At 41.3% G+C, this 13914-nt stretch carries 17 protein-coding genes; 15 read left to right on the top strand and 2 right to left on the bottom strand.

Going from position 1 to position 13914, the window contains the following annotated elements; translation table 11 throughout:
- The 3 genes from BST86_RS02870 (at position 1) to BST86_RS02860 (ending at position 2982) form a co-directional block, all read left to right on the top strand.
- Positions 1-342, top strand: a complete 342-nt coding sequence (locus BST86_RS02870; RefSeq protein ID WP_055412360.1) for a PadR family transcriptional regulator — start codon at positions 1-3, stop codon at positions 340-342.
- Positions 339-2048: a PspC domain-containing protein gene (locus BST86_RS02865; RefSeq protein WP_105981938.1), complete on the top strand. Its 1710-nt coding sequence runs from the start codon at positions 339-341 to the stop codon at positions 2046-2048. Before BST86_RS02870 ends, BST86_RS02865 begins: the two co-directional genes overlap by 4 nt.
- Positions 2049-2163: 115 nt before the next feature.
- Positions 2164-2982 (top strand): GIN domain-containing protein, encoded by an 819-nt coding sequence (locus tag BST86_RS02860; protein WP_172443302.1) that lies wholly within the window; start codon positions 2164-2166, stop codon positions 2980-2982.
- A gap of 74 nt (positions 2983-3056) precedes the next feature.
- On the opposite strand, the gene trxB is transcribed toward BST86_RS02860, so the two are convergent.
- Positions 3057-4043 carry a thioredoxin-disulfide reductase gene (gene trxB / locus BST86_RS02855; RefSeq protein WP_055413709.1) on the bottom strand — a complete coding sequence of 329 codons (987 nt, stop codon included), beginning with the start codon at positions 4041-4043 and terminating at the stop codon, positions 3057-3059.
- A 116-nt stretch (positions 4044-4159) separates the two neighbouring features.
- On the opposite strand from trxB, the gene BST86_RS02850 reads away from it, so the two are divergent.
- From BST86_RS02850 to BST86_RS02805, 10 genes are all read left to right on the top strand, one after another.
- On the top strand, positions 4160-4711 hold the full coding sequence (locus BST86_RS02850; RefSeq protein WP_105981936.1) for a cupin domain-containing protein: 552 nt from the start codon (positions 4160-4162) through the stop codon (positions 4709-4711).
- 50 nt (positions 4712-4761) lie between these two features.
- The gene (nhaC, locus tag BST86_RS02845) at positions 4762-6282 is read left to right on the top strand and encodes a Na+/H+ antiporter NhaC (protein ID WP_055412357.1); all 1521 of its coding nucleotides are present in this window, start codon (positions 4762-4764) and stop codon (positions 6280-6282) included.
- 90 nt (positions 6283-6372) lie between these two features.
- Positions 6373-6855, top strand: a complete 483-nt coding sequence (locus BST86_RS02840) for a hypothetical protein (protein WP_105981935.1) — start codon at positions 6373-6375, stop codon at positions 6853-6855.
- 108 nt (positions 6856-6963) lie between these two features.
- Positions 6964-8247, top strand: coding sequence for a PQQ-dependent sugar dehydrogenase (locus BST86_RS02835; RefSeq protein ID WP_105981934.1), 1284 nt, complete (start codon positions 6964-6966; stop codon positions 8245-8247).
- Positions 8248-8345: 98 nt separating this feature from the next.
- Entirely contained in the window at positions 8346-8762 is a 417-nt protein-coding gene (locus tag BST86_RS02830; RefSeq protein ID WP_105981933.1) for a hypothetical protein, read from the top strand.
- A gap of 89 nt (positions 8763-8851) precedes the next feature.
- A complete protein-coding gene (locus tag BST86_RS02825; protein WP_105981932.1) occupies positions 8852-9736 on the top strand; it encodes an MBL fold metallo-hydrolase in 885 nt (294 codons plus the stop codon).
- A gap of 6 nt (positions 9737-9742) precedes the next feature.
- Positions 9743-10657 (top strand): patatin-like phospholipase family protein, encoded by a 915-nt coding sequence (locus BST86_RS02820; RefSeq protein ID WP_105981931.1) that lies wholly within the window; start codon positions 9743-9745, stop codon positions 10655-10657.
- Positions 10658-10793: 136 nt separating this feature from the next.
- Positions 10794-11429 carry a peroxiredoxin gene (locus tag BST86_RS02815; protein WP_105981930.1) on the top strand — a complete coding sequence of 212 codons (636 nt, stop codon included), beginning with the start codon at positions 10794-10796 and terminating at the stop codon, positions 11427-11429.
- A gap of 197 nt (positions 11430-11626) precedes the next feature.
- Positions 11627-11938, top strand: coding sequence for a thioredoxin family protein (locus tag BST86_RS02810; protein ID WP_105981929.1), 312 nt, complete (start codon positions 11627-11629; stop codon positions 11936-11938).
- Positions 11919-12167 (top strand): DUF6952 family protein, encoded by a 249-nt coding sequence (locus BST86_RS02805; protein ID WP_055412348.1) that lies wholly within the window; start codon positions 11919-11921, stop codon positions 12165-12167. Before BST86_RS02810 ends, BST86_RS02805 begins: the two co-directional genes overlap by 20 nt.
- Positions 12168-12261: 94 nt before the next feature.
- Here the strand turns inward: BST86_RS02805 and BST86_RS02800 are convergent, their stop codons facing one another.
- On the bottom strand, positions 12262-12792 hold the full coding sequence (locus BST86_RS02800) for a hypothetical protein (protein WP_105981928.1): 531 nt from the start codon (positions 12790-12792) through the stop codon (positions 12262-12264).
- A 108-nt stretch (positions 12793-12900) separates the two neighbouring features.
- Here BST86_RS02800 and BST86_RS02795 point away from each other — a divergent pair, with 108 nt between their 5' ends.
- Together BST86_RS02795 and BST86_RS02790 are read left to right on the top strand one after the other, a co-directional pair.
- Complete coding sequence (locus BST86_RS02795; RefSeq protein ID WP_105981927.1) at positions 12901-13605, top strand: DUF4197 domain-containing protein; 705 nt, start codon at positions 12901-12903, stop codon at positions 13603-13605.
- Between the two features lie 107 nt (positions 13606-13712).
- Positions 13713-13907, top strand: coding sequence for a hypothetical protein (locus BST86_RS02790; RefSeq protein WP_055412345.1), 195 nt, complete (start codon positions 13713-13715; stop codon positions 13905-13907).
- Positions 13908-13914: the final 7 nt, after the last annotated feature.

The following is a 13914-nucleotide window of genomic DNA, read 5'->3' as shown; positions in this document are numbered from 1 at the left end:
ATGAAGATAGAAAACACAAAAGCGCAAATGCGCAAGGGCGTACTGGAGTACTGCATTCTATCGATCCTCAAGGAAGAAGATGCCTATGTGGCAGAGATTCTTGATACTTTGAAAGATGCTAAACTCCTGGTGGTGGAAGGCACCATCTACCCATTACTGACACGTTTAAAAAACGCAGGACTACTCAACTACCGTTGGGAAGAAAGTACCGGTGGACCACCACGTAAGTACTATGGTCTTACTGAAACAGGTAAGATCTTCCTGACTGAACTCTCCAGCACTTGGGACGATCTCAAGAATGCCGTCAACATTGTTACCAAACCTAAAACCAAGAAATCATGAACAAGACCATCAATATAAATTTAGCTGGGCTGTTCTTCCACATAGATGAAGATGCCTATCAACGCCTGCAGCGATATCTTGCAGCGGTACGCAGCTCCTTTTCTGGAACTACCGGCGCAGACGAGATCATGTCTGACATCGAGTCCAGAATCGCAGAACTTTTCCTTGAAAAGCGAGCCAATGAACAACAGGTCATCTCTATAGGTCATGTAGAAGCTGTGATTGACATCATGGGACAACCAGAAGACTATGAGGTTGACGAGGACATCTTTACAGAATCTGGCAGCAAGGCCAAGCGTCCCAATTATGCTACTAAAGGGAAACAGCTCTTTAGAGACACTCAAAACGGTTACGTTGGTGGAGTAAGTTCTGGATTGGGACATTATTTAGGCATCGACATCGTCTGGGTACGTGTGTTATGGATCCTTATTACATTCCTTACCGCTGGTTGGGCCATACCTATCTATATATTGCTATGGATTTTTGTTCCCGATGCAGTGACTACTAACCAGCGCCTGACTATGATGGGCAAGGAAGTCAACATCTCCAATATTGAAGATAATTTCAAAGCGGGTTTTGAGCCCGTGGCCGATGGGCAGACCGACGCCGGCCACCGCATCGTAGGTCAAAAGGGAAAACGTGGAACCGTTAAATTTTTTGGATTCTTAGGCAGTCTGATCTTAGGAGTTCTTAAAGCAATCGTCAAGATATTTGGGTTGCTGTTATTCCTCACGACGACCATCGCGCTGGTGGCCTTGATCGTATCGACCATCACGGCGAGTGCGATAGATATTGAAGGGTATAGTTTGTTAACCATTTTTGACTGGGTTGTCCCAGCAGATTTTGCTTCCTTCTGGTTGGTTCTTGCCATTATATTAGTTGCAGGAATACCGTTATTTCTGCTTGCTGTTTTAGGCTTGAAGTTGTTGGTGAGCAATTTGCGCACCTTAGGCTCTAAAGTGTATCTCGCACTTTCTGCCATATGGATTATTGCCGTGATAGCCTTAAGTATCATGATTGGGAGAATCATAGCTAGTCAAGCAATTGATGCGAGCGTACAAAAAACAGAGAAGTTTGCCGTTGACGCGTCGCAACCTTTCTCACTGGACCTTACCAGGACAGATCGTATCAACTCATTCAATCGCAATGGTGTCCAGTTTGAGTTTGATGAGATCGACGGGCAACAATACGTTAAGTATTATAATGTCAAGGTAGCGACTGGATCCACAACAGATTCTGTAGCACGTGTCGAGCTCTTGTTCAAATCCAAAGGAGCCAGTTTTGAAGAAGCCAAGGAACGAGCAAAACTGATCCAGTTTGAGTACAAACTCACAGACTCTTCTTTTGTTGGATCAGACTATTTTATGTTGCCTCAAAATGGTGGATTTGGCGATCACGATGTAGAACTCATGGTGTATTTGCCAGAAGGTACTACGGCTCGATTCAATGAGCGATTTGGTGAGCGATACAGATCGTATATCAACAATGACGCATTCCGTTTAGGGAATAACATTGAGTACACGTACCAGATCAAGGATGGCAAGGCGGTATGTCTGGATTGCCCCATTATCGAAGAGCCAAAGGAAGCTGACGAAGAAGCCATGGACACGGTCAATGATAGTGTCCCAGCGAACAGCATTCCAGAAAATGATGGTGACTGGCAATATGACGGTAACGATGGTGTGAGTCAAAATGATCGATCATGATAGCGCTCATCTGTTACCTCACCGAACTCATCCTATTTTAAAATAGGAATATATTAAGAACCGCTCCCTTTATATGGAGCGGTTTTTGGTTATATTGAATTTAAAACCAAAAGAAATGAAGAATTTACTAGTAGCATCGATGTTGTTGTTGAGTTTCGCTTTCGCGAAAGCGCAAAAAATAAAAGGCAATAGAGATGTAACCACCCAAATCATTACCGTAGAACCTTTTCAAGAAATAAGAATTGGTGAAGAACTGGAAGTCACTTTATCTGAAGGTGTTACTCCTAAAGTTGATGTCAAGGCAGATTCCAACCTGCACCAATACATTGATGTTTCTGTAATAGGTGGCGTATTGACCATTAAAACCACTGCAGACATAAGACGCAATAAAGAGTTGAAGATCAACATTGTCTACACACCAGAACTTAGAACGATCACCGTCTTTGAAGATGCGCAATTGAGCACCACCACAAATTTTAGGTTAGAAATGCTCCAAATAAACGTGAAGGACAAAGCCAGAGTATATTTTACAGGGCGCGTGAATGAGCTCATCTTTAACGGTATGGCAGACAGCAAGTCAGAATGTAATCTAGGCGGCGGCAGTGCCCAGTTGAACCTTAACGGAAACTCTGATACTGAAGCACTCCTTAAATACGACGAGATTAACTTCTTGATGACAGACAAAGCGACCGCACGTATTGAAGGTGACGCAAAAACAGCATCCATGGTTCTTGAAGGTAGAGCTGATCTTGTTGCAGAAAAGCTAGACCTCAAAGACTTGAAATTAAGCATCACTCGCAATGCAGAGGCAAGTGTGAATGTCAACAAGGATTTTGAATTGAAAGCCAGCGGCAATGCACAGATAGAACTGTACAACAATCCAAAAATCAATATGGCCGAGTTTACAGACAGAGCAGTCTTGATGAAGAAATAAAAGATAGTTTGTAAAACCAAAAATCCCCTGATGGCACAGCCATCAAGGGATTTTTTTTTCGTAAAACTTTCAGCCTACTCGATGCTGTAATCTCCAGCCTTCACTTCTTCTACCACACCTATGTCGGCTAGGTAGCGTTCTGCATCTAGAGCAGCCATACAACCAGTTCCAGCTGCGGTGATGGCCTGTCTATACACTTTATCCTGAACGTCTCCACTAGCAAATACTCCAGGTAAATTGGTTTTGGTCGTATCTGGAACGGTGACTAGGTAACCATCGTCGCCCATGTCTAATTGTCCCTTGAAAATGTCTGTGTTAGGCTTGTGACCTATAGCGATGAACAATCCAGTGATTTCAATCTCGTGTTTCTCGCCAGTTTGATTGTTTTTGATGCGCAAACCATCCACGACTTGGTCACCTAGGACTTCGTCTACCTCGCTATTGTATAGGACTTCAATATTTTTAAGGCTATTCACTCTATGCTGCATGGCTTTAGAAGCTCTCATATAGTCCTTACGCACGAGCATGGTTACTTTTTTACATATGTTGGCTAGATAACTAGCCTCTTCTGCTGCCGTATCTCCAGCACCTACAATCGCTACTTCTTGATTGCGATAGAAAAATCCGTCACAAACGGCGCACGCACTAACGCCACCGCCGCGCAAACGCTGTTCGCTAGGCAAACCTAGATACTTAGCAGATGCTCCTGTAGAAATGATCACAGTATTGGCTTCCAGATGAATTTTTCCGTCTACCACTACTTTGTGGATACCGCCTTTCTCGGTCGCAAAATTTACTTCAGTCACCATACCAAAACGAACATCGGTTCCAAAACGTTCTGCCTGTTTTTGTAGGTCCACCATCATGGCTGGTCCATCGATACCGTCAGGATATCCAGGAAAATTATCCACTTCAGTCGTGGTGGTCAACTGGCCACCAGGTTCCATACCGGTATACATTACAGGTTTCATATCTGCTCGCGCAGCATAGATCGCAGCCGTATATCCAGCTGGTCCTGATCCTATGATTAAACACTTTATTCGTTCTATTTGCTCTGACATGTTCTCAAATTTGGAATACAAAAATAAGATTAATACACGGCTATTTAAGGCGATAGCCATTAGGATTTATTATCACTTTATCAAACAAATGGATGTTGTAAAGCCTAATTTTGAGCATGCCTGTCACCTACAAGAATCCCATTACCCGTGAAAAAGCGACCCTACTGGAAACCAGTGCCAGTACTAACGGCGCGTATACCTACATTGAGGTAGAACTGCAGCCCGATGGTGGCAATCCCATTCATTACCATAACCGATTCACAGAAGAGTTTGAACCCATTCAAGGAACGTTAGGTGTAAACTATCTGGGTAAAGAATTACGTCTATCACCTGGTGACACCTTTAAAGTTCCTGTCACCGACAATCACAGATTCTACAATCCCAATCCCGAACCCATCATATTTAGAGCACGTTTAGAGCCAGGACAACCCGGTTTTGAGAACTTCATGGCGGTACTTTTTGGATTGGTAAGCGATGGGAAAACCTTTGGCAGTAATCAAATTCCCTACAATCCATTTTATGCTGTCCTATTATTAAAATGGGGCGACACTCAAGTGGATAACTTGTTATTCAGACTGTTGCGACCACTGCTGGATGTGATGTTCTCGCTTTCGCGAAAGCTAGGATACGACAAAAAGCTCATAGCAACTTACGTACGTCATCACTAGGTTTGCAACTCAAATCACAAAGTTGTAACATTACGTTTACTTAAAAATTCATGGAAAGCCAAAACATCAATCACGAGGACGAAAAAATTATTGAAAATAGAGAACTGAATATCTGGGAAGCACTAATTCCTGTTGTGGCTCTTATAATAATGCTGGCCTTTAACGTTCTGGTGGTTTATGGTGATGATGCGCTGTCTGGATCCAATCAATTTATCCTTTTACTAGGTGCGGCCGTTGCTGGACTGGTAGGTTATTTCAATAAGGTTTCCTATGAGACCATGATTGAAGAAGTCGCACAAAATCTCAAATCCACCGCTGGTGCCATTTTAATTCTGCTTATGGTAGGCGCGCTAGCAGGAACATGGCTGATAAGCGGTATCATTCCTACCATGATCTATTATGGTCTGGATATCTTGAACCCTACCATATTTTTGGCTGCATGTGTGGTGATTTGTGCCGTTATTTCTGTCGCCACCGGTAGCAGCTGGACCACCAGTGCTACTGTAGGTATCGCTTTGATAGGTATTGCCGGAGCGCTAGATATCAATGCTGGTATGACGGCTGGTGCCGTTTTGAGTGGTGCTTACTTTGGTGATAAACTCTCACCGCTTAGTGACACGACCAACCTTGCTCCTGCCATGGCAGGAACGGACCTTTTCACGCACATTAAGTATATGACCTTGACCACGGTGCCAACCATTGTCGTCACGCTTATCGTTTTTGTCATTATTGGTTTTTCAATAGACACTTCAGGAAATGCAGATGTCACCGTTTACCAAAACGCGATCGAGAATACGTTTAACACATCAGCCTGGTTGTTTTTAGTTCCTGTGCTGGTCATCGCGATGATTGTTAAAAAGGTTTCGCCGCTCGTGGCTTTATTAGTAGGAACATTATTGGCTGCTGTTGCGGCATTGATTTTCCAGCCAGAGTTGGTTTTAGCCAACAGCGGACTGGATACGTGGAATTTTACTTCAGGTTACAAAGGCTTGATGAATGCCATTACCGTGGACACGAGCATCGCTCCTATTACAGAAAATACCGAGATTGGTGAAAAGCTTGCCGGTTTGTTTGAATCTGGTGGTATGGCAGGAATGCTGGGAACGATCTGGCTGATTATTTGCGCTATGGTTTTTGGTGGAATTATGGATGCCATAGGTGCGCTGGCAACTATCAGTAAAGCCCTATTGAATTTATTCGATTCGGTTTTTGGATTGTTTGCGAGTACGGTCGTGAGTTGTCTTGCAATCAACTTTACCGCAAGTGATCAATACCTTGCCATTGTCGTACCCGGAAAAATGTACGCCAAAGCCTATCAAGATAAAGGACTGGCACCAGAAAACCTCTCTAGAACTCTGGAAGATTCTGGTACGGTAACTTCTGTGTTAATACCGTGGAATACTTGTGGCGCCTATCAAAGTACAACGTTAGGCGTTGATGTCATCGCCTACTTACCTTATGCGATCTTTAACTGGCTTTCGCCATTTATGACCTTGCTTTTTGCTGCCTTTAGCATCAAGATCAAGGAGCTTTCTGGGAAAGTGGCTAGTGATGGGCAGGTGGATTTGTAGACGCATATTCTTCAAAAGACAGATGATGAGATAAGAAAAGAGCGTTGAACACAAAAATTTACTCTAAGAACAATTTTAATGACGTGACAAATGACGAACATTTTCCCAATTATATTTCTATTGTCCTTCTTTCCAAAAAATGAAGATGTCTGTACATGCCCACCGACGGGAAATTGGCAAAAAGCTACGCCCAAAGAATATAATTATGTAAATGATGTAATCATCGGTGATGTGATAAATGTTTCAAAAGATCAATTCGAAATAATAGTCTGTACAGTTTTCAAGGGAAATTTAAAACCTGGACAGAAAATTAACGGTGAAAATTATGGGACTTGTGGTCCTTACATAAATAAAACTGGTGAATGGTTGGTATTTGGACAGCAATTCGATGGATTTAGGGTAAATGAATGTGGAATATCCTCTAAAATTGATGATACTTTTCCATTACTACCACCACCACCAAAAGAATCGGAAACCATCAAAAATCTTTTTTCGGAATCGCGCCAAAAGGAAGCAATGGAAATCAGAATAAAACAAATCAGTCTCCTTAGGGAAATGTCACAATCCAGATAGACTTTTCAATTATATATTGCGCATTCCAACCACTTCCCTAAAATCCCGTTAACCACAACGGCTTTACATCGCTTACCTCCTATTTTTACAGCTTTAAAAAATAAAGCTATGTACAAATATTTATACGCATTACTGTTTTCTTTACTGCTGATTTCCTGCAAATCCAAAGACCCTAAAGACAGCACACCCAAAGAGGTGAAAGAGGAAATGAGCGACAATCCCAACCAGACCGTTACCACTGCCATAGGTGATATCACTTTGCCAGCTCCATATGCAACAGAATCTGAGGTTCTTGTGAGCAACGTGGTAGGATGGAAAGATGGAATGACTCCTATTGCACCAGAAGGTTTCGAGGTAAACGCTTTCGCGAAAGCGTTAAAACATCCACGCTGGACCTACGTTCATGAGAATGGTGATGTTTTTGTTGTAGAGTCCAATACGCGCAACAGTGCCAACCAAGTCACTTTATTGCGTGACACCAACAACGACGGCGTTGCAGATTATCAAAACGTATTTGTAAGCGGTTTGAATCAGCCGTTTGGGATGTTGATCATAGACAACACGTTTTATGTGGCCAATACTGATGGACTATACGCTTATGATTACACAGATGGTATCAACCAATTGACTGGTAGTGGTAAGAAAATTTTGGACTTACCTGCTGGCGGTTACAACAACCACTGGACACGTAATTTGATCACCAATGCCGATCAGTCAAAAATCTATATTTCGGTAGGTTCTGGTTCCAACGTAGGTGAAAACGGAATGGAATATGAAAAGCGTCGCGCAACCATTCTAGAAATCAATCCTGATGGATCTGGTGAGATCGAGTATGCCACTGGTTTGAGAAACCCAGTAGGAATGGACTGGAATCCAGTCACTGGCGAGCTATGGACCGCAGTAAATGAAAGAGATAAATTAGGGAACAATCTGGTTCCAGATTATGCGACTAGCGTAAAAAAAGGTGGCTGGTACGGCTGGCCTTATTCTTATTACGGACAGATCAACGATCCACGATGGAGCGATGATCCACATCAAGACTTGGTGGATAAAGCCATTGTTCCAGATGTGCCTCTTGGCTCGCACACGGCATCTCTTGGATTTGAATTCTATACTAAAGATGCATTTCCTGCAGCTTATAAAAACGGAGCTTTTATAGGCCAACACGGTTCTTGGAACCGTCAACCATTGAGTGGTTACAAAGTGGTATTTATCCCATTTGATGCCGCAGGAAAACCACAACCACCACGCGATTTCTTGACTGGGTTTACGGCCAAAGGATCTGACAAAGATGTGTACGGTCGACCAGTAGGCGTAACTGTTCACAACGATGGAAGTTTGTTAGTGAACGATGATGATAGCGGTATTGTCTGGAGAGTGAGCGCTATCTAGTAAGTACTCTTTTTCAAAATATTCAGATACCCGAGTCTTTTATTAGATTCGGGTATCTTTGGTTTTAAGAATTATACTTCAATCAGTTGAAAAATAGTATGGAAACTAACTTTGAAATTATAGAAAATTATGCGGTTCGCTTAAATGGAGTTCATATTGATCTGCATAATAATTTTGATTTCAAGGAAATATTGGAATTTGATGATACTGTGCATATTGTATTTGTAAAATCGGATGGAGAATGGGTATCTAAAAATGAGTTTAAAAAATTAATATTTTCACATCTTCATATAAGTTTTAAAAAAATATTGAAGGGAAGCAGTTCTGAATTTCTTGAAGATCAAAATACGCTTAGTGAGATTACATTTTTCCCAAAAGCATTACGCGAAACAAATGATGCATTCATGGATCATGCTAAACCAAACGAAAATGATGACATCATTTATTTTTTTGAAAACGGAACAATATTTCGACTTAACTGCGAGCAAATTGAGTTACTTGTTGAGGATTGCTAACAGAAAATAATTACCGATTTGAAGAAAGACAATTACCTGAATTCGTGAGAGTTTCAGGTATCTTTGCTTAGCAACCTATTAAAAATCTCATGAAAATCCTCAACACAATACTGGTCACTGTAATACTCTCAAGCACGCTTGCAACAGCTCAAATAGATCCTGCAACAGTGACCATCAAAACCACTGAAGTCGTTGACAACGTCTATATGCTGGAAGGTCGTGGCGGTAATATTATGATTGTCGTATCAGACGACGAGACACTCATGGTGGATAGCCAGTTTGCGCCGTTGAGTGAGAAAATCAAAGCTACTATTGACTCGATTAGTTCTAACGATATTACCTATCTGGTCAACACACATCACCACGGTGACCATACTGGCGGCAATGAAAATTTCAATACAGCAGAAACTACCATCGTCGCACAAGCCAACGTACTAAAAAGGTTACAGGAAGCCGATAAGGCTACAGGCTACTTACCTGAACTTACCCTTGATGAAGAAATCAAACTCAAAATGCCAGAGGATGACAACATCATGGTGGTTCACGTGCACAATGCGCACACAGACGGCGATAGCTTTATCTATTTTGTAGATAAAAACGTAGTACACATGGGCGATGTGTTTTTTAAGGATAAGTATCCTTATATTGATTTGAACTCTGGCGGATCCATCGACGGCTACATTGCCGCCCAACAAATGATACTGCAAACCATTAATGAAGATACGCACATCATACCTGGTCATGGAGAACTTTCAAAGATTCAAGATCTCAAAAACAGCATCAACATGTTGAAGGATTTGCGTAAAGCCATCCAGCTTGCCGAGAGCCGCAACCAGACTAGAGAACAGATCATGACCAATACTGAAATCACTAAGCGTTATGATGATCTAGGATACGGCGATGGCTTTATCAATAGCGAGCGTATCAAGGCCACCATTTATGATAGCCTCAAAAATCCCAATACCGATAATTAAGATTTTATGAGAGCACTCGTGATTTCTGGTGGTGGTAGTAAAGGCGCTTTTGCGGGTGGCGTTGCACAGTATCTTATCCAAGAACTCAAATACGACTATGATCTCTACATAGGGACCAGTACGGGCAGCTTGCTTATCTCGCATCTCGCATTAAAAAAGATCGACAAGATCAAGCAAGTATATACGAGTGTGAACCAGAAATCCATCTTCAGCGATTCACCGTTTTTGATCAAAAGGGACAAATTCAACCACCAGGAAATAAGCATCAATCACTGGAATGTATTACGCCGTTTTCTTAAGGGAAAGAAAACCTTTGGCGAGAGCAAAAACCTGCTCAAATTGATCAAAGAAGTTTTTACGGAAGAAGAATTTAGCGAACTCAAAACATCGCATAAAGACATCGTGATCACGGTATCTAATCTTAGCTCGCATGAGACGCAATACAAGTCCATCAAGGATTTTTCCTATGAAGATTTTTGCGATTGGATCTGGATTTCCTGCAATTACGTTCCTTTTATGAGCATCGTTTACAAGGAAGGTTGTGAGTGGGCAGACGGCGGTTTTGGCAGCATGGTGCCCATCAAGGAAGCTATTGATCGAGGTGCCACGACTGTAGATGTGATCGTTTTGGAAACTGAGGTCAATTATTTGAACAATTTACCGTCCACAAATGCCTTTTCCCTGTTGACTAACCTACACGGTTTCATGATGGATCGCATCGAGAAGCAGAATATCGCCATCGGTAAATTTGCTGCAAACAACAAAAACGCGATCATCAATATGTACTACACGCCTACGGTTTTGACGACCAACTCGCTGGTCTTTAATAAACAAAAAATGACCAAATGGTGGGAAAGCGGTTACAATTATGCCGCTCAGAAAAACATGGATCTCAACGAGATCAAACCACACGAGGATTAAGATCAATCAAATTTATTTAATTACATCAAGGCTATTGTTTTATTCTATGGATGAATGGAGCAACTAGATCGTAATGAGTTCGCTTTCGCGAAAGCGAGGACTACTTTTGCACCCTCAAATAAAAAACAAAATTGTAATGGCTATAGTAGGCAGAAAATTTCCAGACTTGACAGTAAACGCGATGAATGAAATGGGTGACACCTTTCAAATCAACGTGCTGGAAGAGGCAAGAAACAACAACAAAAAAGTATTATTATTCTGGTATCCAAAGGATTTCACCTTTGTATGTCCAACAGAACTTCACGCTTTCCAAGAAGCATTACCTGAATTTGAAAAAAGAAACACCTTAATTATAGGTGCATCTTGTGATACTGCAGAGGTTCACTTTGCATGGTTGAATACGCCAAAAGATGACGGTGGTATTGAAGGAATCACATATCCACTTATCGCAGACTCCAATCGTAATCTATCTACAATGCTAGACATCCTAGATGCAGATGAGGAGTACAACGATGACCTTGAAGGATATTTGTTGAAGGGTGATAACGTATCATTCCGCGCGACATATTTGATCGATGAAGAAGGAACGGTATTTCATGAAGGTGTGAACCACATGCCTGTAGGACGTAACGTAAATGAATTCCTAAGAATGATAGATGCGTACACACACGTACAGAAAAACGGTGAGGTATGTCCAGCAAACTGGGAAGAAGGTAAAGATGCCATGAAGGCAGATCGTCTAGCGACTGCAGCGTACTTGTCCCAAAACTAATTCTGAGTAGTTAGTATGTAGTACTTAGTATTTAGACACGCGCTAGGCGCTTTGTTGTAAAACATGATCACTGCATATTACCTGGCTAAATTTCAAGAATTTATTCACCGAATGAATAAGTATAAGGTAGTTACTAGGGAAATGTTCTCGCATTTCTCTAGTCTAGCTACTAAATACTAACCTCTAAATACTAAAAAATGCAAACACTAGAACAAGATAACCTACAAGAGATTGTAGCAGGAAATAAAAAAGTAGTGGTCCAATACATGGCGAGCTGGTGCGGTAACTGTCGCGTGATGAAGCCTAAGTTCAAGAAACTGGCTAGCGAGAACGAAGACACGATCTTTATCCTTGCAGATGCAGAAAAGTATCCAGAATCCAGAAAACTGGCGACGGTAGATAACCTACCTACGTTTGCCACTTTCAAGGATGGTGCGTTTGTGAACCAAGTACAGACCAACAAATTTGAAAATCTTAAAGACCTCGTACATGAAGTTACCAGTAATTAGACACTTTCAAAAAGGAGCTAGCAAGGAGCAGTTGGAAACAACGCTTGAAGTACTAGAGCACTTTACAGAACATAGATCTGTGACCGATGAGGAAATGGATGTGGTAGGAGAATTGATCACTAACATTTGTGGAGCCATTGAAGTACACAACAATGTTGAGAATGGTATGAGTGGTATAGAAGCTGCTAATGCATTTGCACAAAAAGTGATGGGATCGATTGATGCCTAGTTCTTTTAAAGCTAATTTTAAAAATTAAAAAATCCCGAAGAGCGATGCTTTTCGGGACTTTTTGTGTGTGGACGTTTCTCGGTGGATTGCTCGATCAATCTAGCTTCTCGTATCGAGCAGATATGGTATCACGATCACCACCTATAAGCGATAATAACACTACATACTCCAACATTTTACCCTGAACCAGCACCAGATTCCCTTCATCATCATTGCCTATGATCGTCTTGTTCTCTTTATGATAGTAGAAAAAAGGTAATGGGATAAGCGTTAATTTTCGGTTGATGGCAAAGTATCCGTTTTTGATTTTCCCTTTAAAAATCAGCTCATCTTCCTTTCTACCATAACGATACAATGTCACCACTAATTTGTTATTGTCAACAAGATTCAACTCTACTTGTGTATTGTCTGCATTGAACACAAGATCCTTATGAGATTTATTTTTATACAAGTCCTGCCAAAGACTATTCGCTGGATCCTCTGGAATGGCGTTTTGATAGACGCCGTTCAATTGTTTTGCAGAAAAAAGATCGGCTTTGAAATCAGAATTTCGTTCCAGTCCTCTTTGAGATATACAGGACGAAGTCAAAACAGCGAGTACTGCTAAAAAGATAAAATTGCGCATGAGGTTGGTTTGGGTTTAGAAAGGCACATCAAGCATTATTCCGTTATTGAAAAATTAAAGAAATTCCCTGCAAACAATTAAAAGTTATATTTGATAAAACCCTAATCCATGAAGAAAATCATCCTACTATTCGTTGCTTGCATGATCCTTTCCAGCTGTGCAGAACTTCAATCCATCGCCAGCCAGTTACCACAAAGCGGAGCGCTTTCACAAGCAGATATAGGAAACGGTTTAAGGCAGGCACTTGATAAAGGCGTCAATCAACAAGTGACCAAATTATCGACCAGAGATGGCTTTTTTAAGAATGAAGCCGTAAAGATATTGTTGCCGCAAGAATTACAGGATGTGGATAGCGGTCTGCGTAAAATCGGTTTAGGAAGCGTGGCAGATGAAGGTCTCAAACTATTGAATCGAGCTGCAGAAGAAGCGACTAAAGAAGCACTTCCCATTTTTGTGGATGCTGTAAAAGACATCACTTTTGCAGATGCCAAAAACATTTTGCTAGGCAATCAACGCGCCGCCACTAGTTATCTGGAATCAAAAACGCAGCAAAGCCTTTATGATAAACTCTCACCCGTAATTGATAAAAACCTAAGTGAAGTAGGCGCGACCAAATTATGGAGCGACGCCATTACACGATACAACTCGATCCCGTTGCTTAATGATGTCAATCCTGATTTGAGAGATTATGTGACTCAAAAGGCATTGGAAGGTGTTTTCACCATGATCGCACAAGAAGAAATTCAGATTCGTGAATCTGTCAACGCAAGAACTACAGATCTTCTTAGGCGTGTATTTGCGCTTCAAGACTAGACCATTAGCGCAAGGCTTTTAGACTTTCTTAACTTAGATTAATACAGTATTAAAAACATTGTTAGTTAAAACTTTTAATTTTGACCATTAAAAGTTTTTAGAGTACCATGACCGATATTGAAATAGAGCAAGCAGAAAAGACACTTAATCTTAAAGAGAAAAGATATTGCAACCTAATGCGCAAGTCGTTTGAAATTTCTCTTAAGGACCGTGAACGCGCTGCTAGAATTCATGATAAAGCAAAAGCTTTGTACGAAGAGATAACTTCTACTCGCAAGGCCTTAAATATGGAATTGTCATAGGTATCCT

It is taken from the genome of Nonlabens agnitus, assembly GCF_002994045.1.
In the GTDB taxonomy this organism is placed as follows: domain Bacteria; phylum Bacteroidota; class Bacteroidia; order Flavobacteriales; family Flavobacteriaceae; genus Nonlabens; species Nonlabens agnitus.
Note: the sequence above shows the minus strand (reverse complement) of the source record. Positions and strands in the feature narration are given on the sequence as shown.